Annotated in this window: 16 protein-coding genes; 11 read left to right on the top strand and 5 right to left on the bottom strand. The window is 41.2% G+C overall.

The features are described 5' to 3' along the window. Nucleotides 1–19: 19 nt before the first annotated feature. Nucleotides 20–925, bottom strand: coding sequence for an NAD(P)/FAD-dependent oxidoreductase (locus tag ACJMKR_RS06590; protein ID WP_423062394.1), 906 nt, complete (start codon nt 923–925; stop codon nt 20–22). A 349-nt stretch (nt 926–1,274) separates the two neighbouring features. Between ACJMKR_RS06590 and ACJMKR_RS06585 the strand changes: the two genes are divergently transcribed. Further along, nucleotides 1,275–2,012, top strand: coding sequence for an amidohydrolase family protein (locus ACJMKR_RS06585; RefSeq protein ID WP_423062393.1), 738 nt, complete (start codon nt 1,275–1,277; stop codon nt 2,010–2,012). Here ACJMKR_RS06585 and ACJMKR_RS06580 read toward each other — a convergent pair. Next, complete coding sequence (locus tag ACJMKR_RS06580; protein ID WP_423062392.1) at nt 2,009–2,659, bottom strand: TetR/AcrR family transcriptional regulator; 651 nt, start codon at nt 2,657–2,659, stop codon at nt 2,009–2,011. The genes ACJMKR_RS06585 and ACJMKR_RS06580 overlap by 4 nt on opposite strands. An 88-nt stretch (nt 2,660–2,747) precedes the next feature. On the opposite strand from ACJMKR_RS06580, the gene ACJMKR_RS06575 reads away from it, so the two are divergent. From ACJMKR_RS06575 to ACJMKR_RS06550, 6 genes are all read left to right on the top strand, one after another. Further along, nucleotides 2,748–4,313 (top strand): MFS transporter, encoded by a 1,566-nt coding sequence (locus ACJMKR_RS06575; protein WP_423062391.1) that lies wholly within the window; start codon nt 2,748–2,750, stop codon nt 4,311–4,313. Between the two features lie 107 nt (nt 4,314–4,420). Beyond that, on the top strand, nt 4,421–5,131 hold the full coding sequence (locus ACJMKR_RS06570) for a class I SAM-dependent methyltransferase (RefSeq protein ID WP_423062390.1): 711 nt from the start codon (nt 4,421–4,423) through the stop codon (nt 5,129–5,131). 2 nt (nt 5,132–5,133) lie between these two features. After that, on the top strand, nt 5,134–5,451 hold the full coding sequence (locus tag ACJMKR_RS06565) for a hypothetical protein (protein ID WP_423062389.1): 318 nt from the start codon (nt 5,134–5,136) through the stop codon (nt 5,449–5,451). A 568-nt stretch (nt 5,452–6,019) separates the two neighbouring features. Further along, on the top strand, nt 6,020–6,631 hold the full coding sequence (locus tag ACJMKR_RS06560; RefSeq protein ID WP_423062388.1) for a linear amide C-N hydrolase: 612 nt from the start codon (nt 6,020–6,022) through the stop codon (nt 6,629–6,631). Between the two features lie 91 nt (nt 6,632–6,722). Next, a complete protein-coding gene (locus ACJMKR_RS06555) occupies nt 6,723–8,261 on the top strand; it encodes a transposase (RefSeq protein WP_423062352.1) in 1,539 nt (512 codons plus the stop codon). A gap of 79 nt (nt 8,262–8,340) precedes the next feature. Then, a complete protein-coding gene (locus ACJMKR_RS06550) occupies nt 8,341–8,829 on the top strand; it encodes a linear amide C-N hydrolase (protein ID WP_423064204.1) in 489 nt (162 codons plus the stop codon). Nucleotides 8,830–8,866: 37 nt separating this feature from the next. Here ACJMKR_RS06550 and ACJMKR_RS06545 read toward each other — a convergent pair whose 3' ends face one another. The 3 genes from ACJMKR_RS06545 to ACJMKR_RS06535 all read right to left on the bottom strand — a co-directional run bounded on the left by ACJMKR_RS06545 (nt 8,867) and on the right by ACJMKR_RS06535 (nt 11,606). After that, on the bottom strand, nt 8,867–9,130 hold the full coding sequence (locus tag ACJMKR_RS06545) for a hypothetical protein (RefSeq protein WP_423062387.1): 264 nt from the start codon (nt 9,128–9,130) through the stop codon (nt 8,867–8,869). Between the two features lie 87 nt (nt 9,131–9,217). Continuing rightward, nucleotides 9,218–10,293 (bottom strand): IS3 family transposase gene (locus tag ACJMKR_RS06540; RefSeq protein WP_423062317.1). Its coding sequence is split into 2 segments (ribosomal slippage): nt 9,218–10,044 and nt 10,044–10,293, totalling 1,077 coding nucleotides; the frame shifts between segments, so codons are not numbered across the junction. A gap of 101 nt (nt 10,294–10,394) precedes the next feature. Next, nucleotides 10,395–11,606 (bottom strand): DNA recombination protein RmuC, encoded by a 1,212-nt coding sequence (locus tag ACJMKR_RS06535; RefSeq protein WP_423062386.1) that lies wholly within the window; start codon nt 11,604–11,606, stop codon nt 10,395–10,397. Between the two features lie 115 nt (nt 11,607–11,721). On the opposite strand from ACJMKR_RS06535, the gene ACJMKR_RS06530 reads away from it, so the two are divergent. The 4 genes from ACJMKR_RS06530 to purC all read left to right on the top strand — a co-directional run bounded on the left by ACJMKR_RS06530 (nt 11,722) and on the right by purC (nt 15,042). Then, nucleotides 11,722–12,639, top strand: a complete 918-nt coding sequence (locus tag ACJMKR_RS06530) for a sugar kinase (protein ID WP_423062385.1) — start codon at nt 11,722–11,724, stop codon at nt 12,637–12,639. 164 nt (nt 12,640–12,803) lie between these two features. After that, nucleotides 12,804–13,679: a 4-hydroxy-tetrahydrodipicolinate synthase gene (dapA, locus tag ACJMKR_RS06525; RefSeq protein WP_423062384.1), complete on the top strand. Its 876-nt coding sequence runs from the start codon at nt 12,804–12,806 to the stop codon at nt 13,677–13,679. Nucleotides 13,680–13,707: 28 nt separating this feature from the next. Then, on the top strand, nt 13,708–14,304 hold the full coding sequence (gene bamC, locus ACJMKR_RS06520) for an outer membrane protein assembly factor BamC (RefSeq protein WP_423062383.1): 597 nt from the start codon (nt 13,708–13,710) through the stop codon (nt 14,302–14,304). A 12-nt stretch (nt 14,305–14,316) separates the two neighbouring features. Continuing rightward, nucleotides 14,317–15,042 (top strand): phosphoribosylaminoimidazolesuccinocarboxamide synthase, encoded by a 726-nt coding sequence (purC, locus tag ACJMKR_RS06515; RefSeq protein ID WP_423062382.1) that lies wholly within the window; start codon nt 14,317–14,319, stop codon nt 15,040–15,042. Nucleotide 15,043: the final 1 nt, after the last annotated feature.

Genomic DNA, 15,043 nt, shown 5'->3' with positions numbered 1-15,043 from the left:
TTGTAGCAGTCCTAAGTTGTTACTCGGTCAGCACATGATCAATAGCAAATCCTACCCTTGTGCCACTTGCAATCGCCGTAGTGACTTTTTGGATAAGCATCGCCATATCACCGATGGCATATAGCCCTTCAATATTCGTTTGATAATTCTCATCAACTTTTACTAAGTTATTTTCAGTTAACTCGCACTTGAGCATGGATAATAAAGAAGGCGCTCTTTGTTCAAAGGGTAGATGACTGAAAATACCGCGTCGTACTAAAGTGTTACCATTGTTGAAATGGATTTCGACTTCATTGTTCGGCAAGAGTTCAAATTTAATAATGCGTTCACTAACGATCTGAACCTTTCGTTCTTTCAAGGTATTCACTTGCTCAGAGGATAAAGGATTTTGTCCATGGGTCAGTAGTACAAGGTCCTTTGTCCATTTCCCAACAACAGAAGCCATAAAAAAAACTTCATCGTTATCGCTCAAGACGGCCAAAGGCATGTCAACAACATCGGGTGCAGCACAGTAAGGGCAGTGGAAAAGAACATGAGGCCATAAATCTTTCGTGCCTGGAATGTTGGGCAAGCAATCGATGAGGCCTGTCGCTAAAATGAGTTTTTTAGCAAATAGCGTTTCGCTATTTGCGAGCGTAACGGAAAATTCACCATTTTTTAGTTTTTCTGTAGCGATGGCTTCACTAGCATAGCGTTTAATATTGCTGAAAGCGGAAACTTCTTTTTTGGCAGTGTTTAATAGTATTATCGGGTTTTGTCCCTCAACACCTAAAACATTATGCGAACGAGTTACATCGTGATTTCGAGTGTTTCCACTATCAATGAGGGCAATAGGGCGTCGGGTGTTGCCCAAGAATAAAGCCACACTTAAACCTGAGTATCCAGCACCAATAATAATAACATCGTAGTTGTTGGTTTTTGACATTTTTGCCTCTAAATTTATTTAAAAGATGACTGTTTTTCAGGAATCGCCATCCTTGGCTGCTAAGTGTATCTATGGTACTTACGCCCGTAAAACAGTCATCCCAAACTTTCTGCTGCAATTGAAATGCTGGTACTAACCTCCGCTAAATAAGCATCCGTCTTCCAAAATTGAAAAGCTATTTAACAGCTAAAAATAGATTTCAAGAGCTGCCCTTAATTGTACCTTCTAAACGCACTAATAACCAACGTTTGTTAAGTTATTTAATTATCGCTAGTTTTATTAGGTTTTTTTTGTCAAAATAGGTTAGCTTTAGAGGGGTAATTGGCTGATGTAGGGAGTCGCGATCAACATGATTTTTGATGCACACTTTCATATTATAGATCCTGAATATCCATTGATAGAGAATCAAGGGTTCTTGCCGGATCCATTTACAGTAGAGGATTATCGTAATCGTATCTCATCATTAGATATCCAGGGAGGTGCTATTATTTCTGGGTCATTTCAAGGATTTGATCAGAGCTATTTAATCGCAGCTATTAAAAAATTAGGGAAAAATTTTGTAGGCGTGACACAACTTCCGATTACTGCATCAGACGAACAAATTATGTTTTTACATAAGCACGGCATTCGGGCGGTACGTTTTAATTTATTTCGTGGTGGCTCAGAAGATGTATCACATTTGCTGGATTTTGGATTACGGGTTTATGATTTAATGGGCTGGCACGTTGAGCTTTATGTGGATGCAGCGAATTTGAAATCACTGAGTTCTATGATATTGCGGTTACCGAAAGTGAGTATTGATCATTTAGGACTTAAAAAAACAGGCTTTTTAAATTTATTAAAATTAGTTGAAAATGGGGTTAAGATAAAGGCGAGCGGATTTATGAGAGTTGACTTTGATGTGAGGGACGCGCTCACCCAAATTTACACTGTAAATCCAAATGCATTGATGTTTGGAACAGATTTGCCAGGAACAAGAGCATCGCGGCAGTTTTCATTAGGTGATCTTGCCTTAATTAAAAGTACATTTTCTGAAGTAGAGGTAAAAAATATTTTATGGAATAATGCTCATCAATTTTATTTCTAGTCTGGAGCCAATCCTTTAATTAGTATTTTCTGAATAGCTTCTAAGTACGTATCGGCAGCTTCTTTTTCATTGAGTGAGGATAGCTTGCCTTGTTTCAAAATCCAATCGTAATTTTGTTGAAACCATCCCGTGGTCAAAATGAACATGATGGCGGTAATAATAGTAGGATCGATGTCGTTTCGTAATTTATTATTTTTTTGATCTTCTGTTAAGTTTTCAATTAAATGCTTTAGTAAGTCACGACCCTTTGTGGTGCTGTGGTGTTTATATTTATCGAGATATTGCCATAGCGACATTCTAATAAGTTCAGGGTTATTTTGCATGAATCGAAAGCGAAATTCTAAAGTGTCTTTGATAGAGGCTGGATTTTTGCCATGTTGCTCTGCTTCAATCTGTTCGGCTATCGCTTCAAAGTAACGATTGGTCAACTCGTACTTGACCATTTGCCATAAAGACTCCTTGGTGCCGAAGTGGTGGTGGAGCAGGCTTTGAGTGACCTTTGCTTTCACGGCAATCTCTCGCATGGCTGTCCCAGCAAAGCCTTGCTTCACAAATAGGGTCTTGGCGGCCTTAAGGATTTTGTCACGAGTCTTTTTAGGGTCGGGTCCTCGGTGTTTGGGGTCGTTTTTAAGGGTCTTTTTTGGCATTTGAGACATTACTCCTTAATAAGTTTAGCCAAGATGATATCATTAATTGATTGACCGATCAAAGTTAATTTGCTATCGTTTGCGCACTATGACAATACCAGACATTAAAACTCGTTGGAAAGTAGCAGCTGCGTGTGCATTATCGATAGCGCTGACGTTTATCGATCAAACAGCCGTAAACATCGCTTTGCCAAGCATTCAAAACCAGCTACAAATTTCAGTGAGTTATTTACACTGGGTTTTTAATGCTTACTTATTAACGTTGGCGATGTTTTTATTGCTAGGCGGCAATCTCGGCGATCGTTATGGCAATAAAAATATTTTTATTGCTGGTGTTTCTCTATTTGCTTTGGCATCGGCTGCCTGCGCACTATCACCCAATGGCTTAATGTTGATTATAGGTCGAGCCATTCAGGGTTTCGGTGGGGCGCTGATGCTACCTAATAGTAGCGCAATTGTTATCGGTAGTTTTCCTGATAATATGCGCGGAAAAGTCATGGGAACATTAATCAGCTTTACTTCAATTTTTTTAATTTTAGGTCCGGTATTAGGTGGAGTTTTATCTCAGTATTTATCATGGCGCTATGTTTTTTGGATAAATTTGCCAGTTACAATAGTGAGTATTTTCATGATGGCAAAATACGGGACTAAACCTATAAAAAATACAAAAGAAAAAATTGATTGGTTGGGTTTCGGATTAACAACTAGCTGGCTGTTTGCATTAGTGTTTAGCCTTATGGAAAGTACAGAATATGACTGGAAATCACCTCTCATTATTTTTATGTTGTGCGCTGCTGTCGTATTGTTCGTTTTATTTATGAAACATCAAAGTAACAAACAAAATCCATTTGTCGATTTGTTGCTTTTTCGTAATAAAGTATTTCGATCTGCTGCATTTTTATATGCTGGTATACAGATGGTTTTTATTATTAATGTGTTCTTTCCAATTTACACACAACGTGTCTTGGGGCTTTCGCCGGCTTTAGCAGGAATACTGGCAATACCGTCTTCGTTGCCTATCATATTGTTATCGCGTTTTGCCGGGAGATTGCGGGATACATATGGTCCTCGCTTACCGATGATGATTGGCTTTTCCTTACTAACCATCGGTAATGTATGGTTGTGCCTGACCTTTTGGACTTATAATATATACCTTATTCTTTTAGGTAGTATGTGTTTCACTTCTGCTGCACCATTCATATTCGGTAATGCGAATACAACGGCATTGAGCGTGGTTGATGCTAAAATTCGAGGTATTGCTGCAGGCGTTACTGCTAGTTGTCGCCAACTGGGTGGAACGATTAGCATGGCAGTTTTGGGAACTTTTATTGTTTATATCACAGATTCATCGGCTCACTATTTTTTACAAACACAGGCTTCTAGTATCAATAAGCTTCATCCCGCGATTATTTCAGATTATTTGGCGGGTAATGAAAAGGCGATTAATCTTGTCCAGCATTTTCCCCCTGCGTTGAAGTCTCTCATTCTCGAAGGTGCTCAACATGCCTATATGCTTGCAGTTACGGTGGCAGGTGTTCTGACGACCTTAATTTCGCTGATTTGCCTAGTTGTCGCGACCAGGCTTCCGTCACACAGTGGAAAGCCGCTGAAAATTGAGGAAAAAGAGCTGAAAGATTTACCGAATAAGGCATGATTTTTCAATTTGTGTATATCCCCTGCCAATAACTTTGTGTAATATGTCTAGAAATACTGAAAGGATATTCAGGTATTGAATTTGGAAATGTATTTTTGTGAGATACTATGTCAAATAGGAAAATTAAAAACTACGATAAAATAGCTAAAAACTATTTAGCTGTTGTGGATGAAAAGCCGATTCATAAATACTATGAGCGTCCTAATCTATTATCGTTAGTTTCTGAGGATTTAACAGGTTTGGCTGTGTTAGATGTCGGTTGTGGATCTGGCTGGTATGCAGGTGAACTTTTAAAAAGAGGGGCTAAGGTAACTGCTATCGATAATTGTCAAGAAATGTTGGATCACACGCGAGAACGATACGGTGACCGTGTCGATATAAAATTTTGTGATGTAGAGAAGTCGCTTGATATGTTTCACTCAGAACAGTTTGATTCCATAATTGCACCTTTAATTATTCACTATGTAGAAGACTGGTCGCATTTATTCAAAGAATTTTCTAGAATTTTAAAAAAAGGCGGTCGTATTAGTTTTTCTACCCATCAACCTCAAATGGAAGCGATGCTTGCCAAATTAGATAGTTATTATCACAAGCAGATTATGCAGGATACATGGTCTGATATCGGAAAGGTAAGTTGGTATCATCATACGTTATCGGATTTATTTAATAGTTTGATTTGTTCGGGTTTGATGCTAGAAAAAGTATTAGAACCTTTGCCCAATTCTGAATTGAAAGCGGCTGACCCTATTATGTATGAAAAAATATCTATATATCCTTGGTTTATATTTATTAAAGCTATTAAACTTGCTGAGGACTAACCATGCCACAAGTAGACGTTAAATATTCAGATGATCTTAAGTTGAAACATAATGATTTGTTTGATGCGATAGAAACAACCATTAACACATTAGACTCTAGTGCTGGCGTTTGTAAGTCACGCGCTTATCCAGCGATTTACTACAAACATTCTCATGTTTTGATTGAGATATGGCTCTTACCCAAGCCGCATAGAGATCGACAATTTACGCAGAAGTTAATCGAAGAGTTGCAAAACACGATTAAAAATTGCATTCCTCAACATGCTTATATTTCACTGCGCTTGTCTTACACGGATGAGAATTATCGCACCGTTGAATAGCCGGCTGTAACCTTGCTCAAGACTGTTTATACTCGTATAATCTCTTGATACGTTGTTACCTCGATGCGCGCGATGGAGAGCGAAGCGAAGGGGCGTATTCTGGGGTAGGCTGGGATTTTTTGCCGAGCGTAAGCGACTGCAAAAAATCTTTACGAGGCGTCGAGTCAGTTGAGAGCCCGTGCGTAGTCGAGCCGTGAGGTCGCGGAGCGGGGGTGAGGAGGACGTCCGCGGTTATTTAAGTTGTCGCGTATTGCGAGTCGATTATTGACAGGGATGGCAATAATCTATCACGAGCATCGCGACACGCTTGCAAGGAGGACTAGTCATGGAACGACCCCAAAAAGCTATTTTACTAACGATGCGCGCCATGGAGAGCGAAGCGAAGGCGCGTATTCCGCGGTAGGCTCGGATTTTTTGCCGAGCGTAAGCGACTGCAAAAAATCTTTACGAGCCGTCAAGTCATTTGAGAGCCCGTGCGTAGTCGAGCCGTGAGGTCGCGGAGCGCGGGCGACGAGGACGTCCGCGGCTATTTAAGTTGTCGCGTATTGCGAGTCGATTATTGACAGGGATGGCAATAATCTATCACGAGCATCGCGACACGCTTGTACTAACTGGATTGTTGCTGGCTTTAGCTTTGTTGAAAGCAGAAGCTTGTAGTCGTTTTACCTACACAGGCCCCAATAACACCGTAATCACAGGTCGATCTATGGACTGGATGACCGACGTTCATACCGACTTATGGGTTTTCCCTGCGGGTATTAGCCGAGTTGGGGCGAACGATCCTAACGGTTTAAAATGGACATCTAAGTATGGCAGCGTGATTGCCAGTGGCTATGACGTTGCAACGACGGATGGAATCAACAGCCAGGGCTTGGATGCTAATCTATTATATTTAGCCAATACCAAATTCCCTGAGAAACAAGCGGGCCAGGCTGATCTTAGCGTGTTAAACTGGGCGCAGTATATGCTGGATAACTATGCGACCGTCGATGAGGCGGTTAAAGGTTTCACGCAGCAGAAACTGAATATGATCGCACCAACGTTACCCGATGGAAATTATCCCGCCGTGCATTTAGCACTAACCGACAAGACAGGGGATAACGCTGTTTTTGAATACATTAATGGAAAGCTAACCATTCATCACGGGAAGCAATATATTGGACTTTGGATAAATTTATAAAAATAATTAAAAATTGCTTGACATAGAAACCGAAAAAAAATTTTACGTTGTAAACAACGTTTGTTCGAAAAAATAAAATAAGGAACAAACGATGTTAGCGACAGAAAAACTAAAACAATTCCGTACATTCCTCTACAACATCTTCCCCGCGCGACGCGATGCCAATATGAATTTACTCGATGCCCTTTCAAGCCATGGCCATCGCTGCAAAACACCCATAGAATTATGTGAATCGCCATACTTTGAACGTGAATACAGTAGTATTACCGATGCGATTAGCGATGGTTTGTCGGTAGCAAATTGTTGGGATAGCATGATGAAAATACAATATGAACATGTGAGTCATAGCGATGACCGTGTGATCATTATTGCGGATACGACACCACAGTCGCGTCAAAGTGCACACTGTGTTGAAGATCGCCATGTGGTTTACAGCCCTAATCCAGCACCGGGTAACAAACCGATTACCATTGGACATGAATATTCAACGGTATCACTATTGCCCAATGATGGTGCAGCTCAAGAAAAGCATTGGTTAGTTCCACTGGATACGAGGCGCGTTAAAAGCGATGAAAAAGGCAATGTAGTTGGGATGCAGCAAATTAACCGTTGTATTGCAGACTTAGCGCTTACTCATAAATTGGTGGTTAGCGTGGCTGATTCAAAATATGGTACAGAAGCTTGCCGTAAACTGGTTAGCGAAAATCCCAATTGGGTACATCTTTTCCGTTTTAACAGTACCCGTAATGTTTTCGCGCCCGCATCAATAGAAGATAATACCTCAGGAAGTATAAAACGCTATGGTGATGCGATGAAACTAAACGACAGCACGACTCACCGTGAATCCGATGAGATTGTGCAGCAACCCATTACAACCCGCAGTGGCAAAACTTACCAATTGGAGATTAAAATATGGCGTGACCAATTACTGCGTGGTTCAAAGCAATTTAAAGGATATGAGCATCCTGTTACTGTTGTGCAATTGGTTGCGGTTGATGCTAACGGTAAATCTTTATATAAAAATCCACTCTGGTTAGGACTCGCTGGTGAACGACGTAATGAAATCACAGCATTAGAAGCGTATCACTATTACGATAGACGCTATGACATTGAACACTACTTTCGTTTTGGTAAAGACAAACTGTTATTTGACCGATACCAAACACCGGATGTTAAGCACGAAGAAGATTGGTGGCGGATGACAGCATTAGCGTATACGCAACTTTATCTAGCGAGGAATCTTGCCCCGATTTTACCGAAAAAATGGGAGCGGTATTTGCCGAGCTTCCAAGTGGATAACGAAAAACCATCAATAACTGCGACCCCTTCACAAACGCAACGGGGTTTTTCTACGGTGCTTGATACCGTTGGCACGCCTGCTAATCTCTGCAAACCACGCGGTAATCCGCAAGGCAGAACCAAAGGTGATACGCAGGGGAAACGCACGCGACATCCTGCTATTTTCAAAAATAGCAACTCAAAAATTAAAACGATTCAGAGGACTGAAGAAAAGACGCAAAACTCAGACCCTGAAAAAATAGAGGATTTGATTGGGATAGTAAAATCATGGTTGGATAAAATAAATTTTACACCTGAGCAATTCTACGAATTGCTGCAAAAAACAGCTTAAGATTTAGAAACTCACATTTTTTGATTATTGTCCTAACTGGCAAGGGATTTTATTTATCCAAAGTCCAAAATATAAAGTGATGACAAACGAGCCTAGCTATGATGATCAATTGGCGTTAAATAACTATTGGCAAACGTTAAAAGGTGTATTCTTACCGGGAACGGCACGCCCCGAGGATCGTTATGTGCGAGCAAGTTATTATTTAAATATGGCGCGACAAACGGATGATACGCAAAAAGCTGTGGCAACTGTTTTTTCAATTATCCGAAACGTTTCCGTACCAATGAGTATTGAAACTACACCCGATCATCCTAATGTAGCCCCGACAATTTGGGTGAGTGTAGCGGATTTACAGCACGGGGTTTATTATTTTCAAAGCACCGATAGACCCAATATTTTCTGGGTTGATTTAAGTAAATTAAATTTAAATGCAGGTGCGCCTATCAAACGCTTACCCTTGAAAGAGGGTGAGGTTTATGCAGGAGAAGTGAGTCGTTACTTTGTTAAAAGCAAACCTTTTTATGAAAAATCTTCATCGGATAGTAGCTCTAAAAAAGAAGAGAAATAATAGATATTCTTGAGGCTGTTTATATTTTTAAGTAAGCTCATGCAGTGATTGTACCCTGGCATTGGTATAAATTCTTTGAATTAACATCTGTAAGCTTATTCAAGCAGCGACGTGTTGTTTGAAACATAGTATGAAGATCATATTTCTTACATTCGCCCGATAAATACTCTTTATGTGTCTGGGAATAATCGCTAAGCAAGTCAACTGCGATTTTTTCATTGATGGCGATATTGATTAACTTAGTTTCGATACTTTCTTCTTCACGCTGTAAAAAAGTTTCCCACTCTTCATAAGAATACATAGATATTGCATGATGATCTCTTACAGCAAAGTACAGTGTATGACCTTCCCCCTAAACTAGTACCAGGACACCGATGAGATATTCATGTTAAGCAGCCTGTTTCGCAAATTCAATAGGCGGCATATAATTTAATGAACTGTGTGGTCTTTTAGTATTGTAGTGCTTTCTCCATTGGTTGATTTCATGTCGGGCTTCTTCAATTGAACGAAACCAGTGTTGATTTAAACATTCGTTGCGGAACTTGCCATTTAAGCTTTCAACAAACGCATTCTGAGTTGGCTTTCCAGGTTGAATGAAAGCAAGCTTGGTTTTGTTTTCCCTGGACCAAAAGAACATTGCTTTGCTTGTAAACTCTGTACCATTATCACAAACAATTTGTTTTGGCAGCCTGCGTTGCTCACTAAGCTCTGCTAGGAAGCGTGCCACCTGACGTCCTGATATAGAAAATGCTGTTAGCTGGCCAATAAGTTCACGATTAAAATCATCGATAATGTTTAGCACACGAAAACGCCTTCCATTGGCCAGCTGATCGTAAACAAAATCCATCGACCAACGCTCATTTCTCTGAGTCGGTGATGACATCACTAATCGTAGTCGCTGTATTTTTTTACGCTTTTTTGTACGCACCTGGAGCTTTTCTTCTTTGTAAATCCGGTAGGTTTTTTTCTTATTCATGACAAGCCCCTCTGCTTTTAAGAGGCTGTGAAGCATTAAATAACCATACCGAGAATACTGAGCTGCCAATTCTTTTAATCGAGCTCTAATCAACTCGTCTCGTCGCTTTTTGGGTCCGTAACGGTAAGCCGTTCGACTTAGCCCGACTAGCTTGCAGGCCATTCGTTCACTCAGCTTAAAGGCGCTCATTAAGTGACAAACAACCTGCTTCTTGCTAGCAGGCGTTACCACTTTTTTGAAACAACATCCTTGAGCGCTTCATTTTCTAACATCTTTTCAGCCAGCAGCTTTTTTAACTTATTGTTCTCGGACTCCAGCTCTCGCAGGCGCTTAGCTTCGTTAACCTCTAGGCCAGCATACTTGCTACGCCAATTGTAAAAAGTACCGCCAGATATGCCTAAGCGACGGCACAGGTCTTCCACCTTAGCGCCACTTTCATGCTCTTTGATCGCTTTAATGATTTGTTCTTCTGTATAACGTTTTTTCATGTTGAGATCTCCTCGGTCGTAGAATAATTGGAAATCTCATCCATGTCATGGTGTTAAGTTTGGGGGAAAGGTCACTATCAAGAATATAACCGTCGTTCAAGCTAAACATCTTCTAAAAGCGGAGTGGTGATATCATCGTCGCTGCCAAGCTCCACTTTTTCAATTTTACCAAATCGCGTTGTGATTTTTTGCGATGACTTGTGTACCTGCTCCACATCTTGATGAGCTTGATCGATGTGTCGTGCTAAATTATCCATGCGTTTTTGAAAGCGCTCAAAATCTTTGCCGAGTGCCACTAAATGTTCTTGAATGATATGAACTTGTTTACGCGTCGCTGCGTCTTTTAATACGGCACGTGCCGTGGTTAAAATCGCCATCATCGTTGTTGGCGAGACCAACCAAACGTGCGCCTTATGCGCTGCTTCGACTAGATCCGGGTAATGCGCATGAATTTCAGCAAAAACAGCTTCGGCTGGAATAAACATGACGGCACCATCTGCTGTCTCACCAGGAATAATATATTTATCGGCGATATCACGAATGTGTTTTTTGATATCTTGGCGAAATTGACTCTCTGCTTGATGGCGAGCAGAGTCAGCTAATTGCTCATTATTTATTTGCTGATAACTTTCCAGTGGGAATTTAGCATCGATGGCCACATTGCCTGTTGGCTCGGGTAGAAATAGCATGCAATCAACGCGCTTGCTATTTGATAGTGTATGTTGCAATGAAAAATGTGACTCGGGTAGCATATTACGAATTAAACTATTTAATTGTACTTCACCAAAGGCACCTCGCGAACGTTTATCCGATAATACTTCTTGCAAACTGACGACATTGCCCGATAATTCGGTGATTTTCTTTTGGGCTTCATCGATGATTGCCAAACGCTTCATCACATTCGTAAAGGTTTCTGTCGTTTTTTCAAAACCCTCAGTTAACCGGCGCTCAACTTGCCCGCTAATTTCTTTCAAACGTTGTTGCGTTTCATCCGTTAATTTATCCACGCGTTTGCCAAGCATCTCAGTATGTTGACCCAGTGTGTTAGCAATTTGATGACGCACATCTTGCATGCCTTTTGATAAACTGTCTTGAATAATGGTTAAGCTCTTTACTTGGTGTTCATCAAATCGTTGCCGTTGTTCGTGATGTTCGTTGTGTTGCTCTTTGATGAGTTGTTGAATCGTATCTCGTTCTGAATCGAGCTGCTTCAAACGATCGTGCATCACCATTAATTTCATCAGCAAAACGATGCTGATGATGAGAATGCCGAAAATGGGTATAGTGGTCAGAGCAATCAATTGCCAGTTCATAGAATCCCCAGTTAGTTGTTGTAATTTATTCTAGCAGAATACAATCCATAATCCCTAATTCTAGATCCCAGATCCAAGATCCGATAAACTTGAGCTTTTCATTACGGAGTTAACAATGACGCATCGTCTCGCCTCGATAGGGGAATGCATGATTGAGTTAAGCCCACTTGAGGATCACACATTTGGGATGAGTTTTGCCGGCGATACACTCAACATGGCGATTTATTGCGCGCGCTCTAGCAACCCAAGCCAATTGACGGTCGATTACATCACGGCATTAGGTGACGATCATTACAGCGAAGAAATGCTGAGCCGCTGGCAAAATGAAGGGGTTGGAACCCGTCTCGTGCATAAAATTCCGGGCAAATTACCCGGGCTTTATTTAATTCGTAATGATGAAAAAGGTGATCGTGAGTTTTATTACTATCGCTCACAGGCAGCGGCTCGCGAGTTGTTTGAAGGGTCAGTAGGTGATGCTCTTTGCCAAGAGCTTTTGAATTTTAATACTATTTATTTAAGTGGAATCACACTGGCGATCCTTCATGAGTCTGGACGTGAAAAGTTACTCGCTACCTTAAAAGAAGCGAAAAAGGCGGGTATTGTGGTTTGTTTTGATACCAATTACCGTCCTCGTTTATGGCCAAATGTAGCGATCGCTAAGGCCACTATCCAGTCTGTGCGGGAATGTACACAAATTGCCTTGCCTTCCTTTGAGGATGTTAACCGCCTCTTTGGTGACAGGACTCCTGAGGATACGGCAAGCCGCCTTCGAGGGACTGGAGTCGATGAAATCGTGGTGAAGCTAGGTGAGAAGGGCTATTTTCTGTCGAGTGATGAAGTTCATAAACTTGTTCAGATTCAATCGGTTAGGGTTGTTGATGCCACTGCCGCGGGTGATTCATTTAATGGTGCTTATCTTGCAGCTCGAATACAGGGGTTGGGTACGGTTGAGGCTGCTCAAAAGGGTGCTGAAATGGCCGCACGTGTTGTGACCTACAAAGGAGCCATTATTCCGAGGGCAGTAAACACTTAAAAACAGCGTGACGCCTAGTGCATACACGTTACGACACGTGATCGAAAGAGGAGAGACGCACGTTGATTGCAACTAGGCGCCACTAGTATAAATATAGTAAAATCAGCTCGTGCGCGTATTTATTTCAGAGTATCTATGTTTTAGAGGATTTGAAGGATAACGACATGTTTAATGGAAGCTTAGTTGCCATTGTGACGCCAATGAAGCCAAACGGCGATATTGACTATGCTAGCATGAAGCAGCTTGTGGATTGGCATCTATCTAATGAAACCGATGGTCTGGTCGTGTTGGGCACAACGGGTGAGTCGGCTACCATAGAACCTGAAGAAAGAGTTGAGCTGATTTCGCAAGTCGTAGACCAGGTGAGCGAAAAAATTCCCGTTATCGTCGGCACCGGTGCAAATAGCACTCGTCATGCTTTGAAATTGACAGAGCAAGCCATGGAGCTGGGGGCAGACGCAGCACTTTTAGTGACGCCTTATTACAATAAACCTACCCAAGAAGGCTTATTCCAACATTTTAAAACCATCGCTGAGGCTGTACCCATTCCTCAAATTCTATATAATGTTCCTTCGCGAACGGCGTGTGATTTATTACCCGAGACCGTGTTGCGATTGAGTGAATTTTCTAACATCGTCGGGTTGAAGGAAGCCACGGGTGAAATTGATCGAGTCACACAATTATTGAGTGCCGATTGTGAAATTGATTTGTTCAGTGGAGATGATAAAACAGCGATGGAGTTTATGTTAGCTGGTGGTAAAGGAGTAATTTCAGTTCTGGCTAATGTTGTACCTAAAGAATTTCATGACTTATGTGTTGCAGCGGTTTCAGTTGATCGCCTCAACGCAGAGAATTTGAATAAGAAGTTGATGCCTTTGTATACGCAATTATTTGTAGAATCGAATCCTATTCCTACCAAGTGGGTATTGTCTCAAATGGGTATGATTCCGGAAGGTATTCGATTACCATTAACCCCGTTAGCAGAACAGTTTCATGCGGGTGTGCGCAATGCGATGCAATCTGTCGGCATTCAAACCTAATTTTAAAATTTTTGACGGAGTGATACTAATGCGTTATTTAATTTATTTGTTTTCAGGTGTGATGGCTTTATTATTAGTGGGGTGTGCAAACCACAATAAAGATTATATCAAACAATCAAAAACGGTGCATACAATCGTCGTTCCTAGGGGAGTTGCATTAAAGCCTGCACAAAATTATTATCCTGTGCCGGCATCTACGCCTCAAAACATCAGTACATCACCGTCATTAGTTCCGCCTGGTAGTGATCTACAACGATTTAACCCGAAATCGCAAGCAAAATCACAACCCCAAAAAACACAAACGCTCGCGACTTTGACTCAAACAAAAAATGGTCAAGTATTAGAAGTCTCCGAACAATCTAGCGTCGCGTGGGCACGTGTTGGCAAAGCATTACGGAAAACCAGCTATAAAGTACTTGATGAAGATCCTTCTATGGCATCTTATTATGTGCTCGATGCAACGAGCACAAACAATAAAATCACAAAAAGTACGCCGATTTACCGAGTATTGTTGAAAACCAATGGCGACAATACACAAGTCGAATTGTTGAATCAACAAAACCAACCGGCGCCTGTTGATGTGAGCAAACGCATTTTAGGTGCATTACAGAAAAATTTAGTGTAGGTATTATTAAAAATGGTAGCACTTTCTAAAAAAGAACTGTTATATAGTGGCAAAGTAAAGTCTTTATTTAAGACTGAAGATCCGAATTATTTAATTGCAGAATTTCGAGATGACACGACAGCATTTGATGGTGCCAAACACGAGAAGCTTGCCCATAAGGGTATGGTCAATAATCAGATCAGCGCGTATATCATGCAGGCGTTAGAAGAGGCGGGCGTGCCAACGCATTTTGAAAAATTATTGTCGCCTAATGAAGTCTTGCTAAAACATTTAAAAATGATTCCGGTGGAGTGTGTCATTCGTAATGTAGCAGCCGGTAGTTTGTGTCGACGTTTGGGAGTGGAAGAAGGGCTCCGCTTGGATCCACCACTGTATGAGTTGTTTCTAAAAAACGATGAACTGCATGACCCGATGATTAGTGAGAATCATGCGATTAGTTTTGGTTGGGCCACAGCAGATCAGTTAGCGCGAATGAAAGAACTCACGTTTAAAATTAACGATGTTCTCTCGAGGTTATTGGCTCAGTCAAACATGTTATTGGTCGATTCTAAATATGAGTTCGGTGTGAAAGACGGTGAAATTTATTTAGGTGATGAAATTAGTCCCGATTCATGCCGTATATGGGATATGAGTACGCACGAAATTATGGATAAAGATCGATTTCGCAAAGATCTGGGCGGTGTTATCGCTGCTTATGAAGAAATTGCACGACGATTAGGAATCGAACTACCTGCCTAAC

It is taken from the genome of Candidiatus Paracoxiella cheracis (genome assembly GCF_049348705.1).
In the GTDB taxonomy this organism is placed as follows: Bacteria; Pseudomonadota; Gammaproteobacteria; order Coxiellales; family Coxiellaceae; genus Paracoxiella; species Paracoxiella cheracis.
This window is presented reverse-complemented; position numbering and strand designations above follow the sequence as displayed.

Excerpts from the sequence above, each read along its gene's own strand:
- ACJMKR_RS06590 (WP_423062394.1), bottom strand. The coding sequence starts at position 925 with ATGTCAAAAACCAACAACTACGATGTTATTATTATTGGTGCTGGATAC.
- ACJMKR_RS06585 (WP_423062393.1), top strand. The coding sequence starts at position 1,275 with ATGATTTTTGATGCACACTTTCATATTATAGATCCTGAATATCCATTG.
- ACJMKR_RS06580 (WP_423062392.1), bottom strand. The coding sequence starts at position 2,659 with ATGCCAAAAAAGACCCTTAAAAACGACCCCAAACACCGAGGACCCGAC.
- ACJMKR_RS06575 (WP_423062391.1), top strand. The coding sequence starts at position 2,748 with ATGACAATACCAGACATTAAAACTCGTTGGAAAGTAGCAGCTGCGTGT.
- ACJMKR_RS06570 (WP_423062390.1), top strand. The coding sequence starts at position 4,421 with ATGTCAAATAGGAAAATTAAAAACTACGATAAAATAGCTAAAAACTAT.
- ACJMKR_RS06565 (WP_423062389.1), top strand. The coding sequence starts at position 5,134 with ATGCCACAAGTAGACGTTAAATATTCAGATGATCTTAAGTTGAAACAT.
- ACJMKR_RS06560 (WP_423062388.1), top strand. The coding sequence starts at position 6,020 with ATGGCAATAATCTATCACGAGCATCGCGACACGCTTGTACTAACTGGA.
- ACJMKR_RS06555 (WP_423062352.1), top strand. The coding sequence starts at position 6,723 with ATGTTAGCGACAGAAAAACTAAAACAATTCCGTACATTCCTCTACAAC.
- ACJMKR_RS06550 (WP_423064204.1), top strand. The coding sequence starts at position 8,341 with ATGACAAACGAGCCTAGCTATGATGATCAATTGGCGTTAAATAACTAT.
- ACJMKR_RS06545 (WP_423062387.1), bottom strand. The coding sequence starts at position 9,130 with ATGTATTCTTATGAAGAGTGGGAAACTTTTTTACAGCGTGAAGAAGAA.
- ACJMKR_RS06535 (WP_423062386.1), bottom strand. The coding sequence starts at position 11,606 with ATGAACTGGCAATTGATTGCTCTGACCACTATACCCATTTTCGGCATT.
- ACJMKR_RS06530 (WP_423062385.1), top strand. The coding sequence starts at position 11,722 with ATGACGCATCGTCTCGCCTCGATAGGGGAATGCATGATTGAGTTAAGC.
- dapA (WP_423062384.1), top strand. The coding sequence starts at position 12,804 with ATGTTTAATGGAAGCTTAGTTGCCATTGTGACGCCAATGAAGCCAAAC.
- bamC (WP_423062383.1), top strand. The coding sequence starts at position 13,708 with ATGCGTTATTTAATTTATTTGTTTTCAGGTGTGATGGCTTTATTATTA.
- purC (WP_423062382.1), top strand. The coding sequence starts at position 14,317 with ATGGTAGCACTTTCTAAAAAAGAACTGTTATATAGTGGCAAAGTAAAG.